Annotated in this window: 1 protein-coding gene; it reads right to left on the bottom strand. The window is 37.5% G+C overall.

The window, feature by feature from the left end:
• Positions 1-41: 41 nt before the first annotated feature.
• Complete coding sequence (locus tag L1D51_RS21615) at positions 42-632, bottom strand: DUF5034 domain-containing protein (RefSeq protein ID WP_239964852.1); 591 nt, start codon at positions 630-632, stop codon at positions 42-44.
• Positions 633-750 lie beyond the last annotated feature (118 nt).

A 750-nucleotide genomic window follows, 5' to 3' on the forward strand; every position in this document is an offset into this window, starting at 1 on the left:
AGTTATATTATATGCTAAATGTGATTTTTTGATTACAAAAACTACAACAACAGCACTTCTTCAGTTTCAAGCGCAAAGGTTTTGCCGTTTGCAAAACTAATATCGATATAAAAAATATGGCTACTTTCAATTTCAGGAGCTTGGTTAGGTTTTAGTTCAATAAATATAGGTGCAATAGTGGGGAATACGCTTGTGAAGTCTTCTACACTGGCATAGTTGCCATCACTGTAATAATCAAAATCATTAACAAACATCTCTGTGATATCAAACACGCTATTTAAACTCGTACCCGCGGTGAATTCATTGTTGTAATCAGCGCTTGAGTAAATATTAATAGCTGTAATGGTATTCGCGCTCCCTAGTACCACAGCTGGGATAGCACACTCTGCATACTCTTTATTAGGGTCGGGCTCATTTCCTTCACTATAAACACCTTCACCAACACCGCCTAATTTAATGGTATAGGCATCATAGGCGAGTGCTGTATTAGCTGCGCTTTGCTCCGGGGTTACAACATAATTATTAATATCGATTGCAATGGGGTAAGGAGAGCACTCAAGCTCATCGTTTGAGTCTGAATTACAGCCAGCTAAACAGCTTGCAAGTAAACTAGCCAGTAAAAGATTTTTCATTATTGTCCTTATTAGTTTTATCATTTCTTGAGTTAATAATTGCCTATAAAATAGCCCGCAACAAGTACTTAACTGCTAAAATTCGCTCACACTTTATACCCGCGTTGCTATACATGGT

The sequence above is a fragment of the Pseudoalteromonas shioyasakiensis genome, assembly GCF_022398475.1.
In the GTDB taxonomy this organism is placed as follows: Bacteria; Pseudomonadota; Gammaproteobacteria; order Enterobacterales; family Alteromonadaceae; genus Pseudoalteromonas.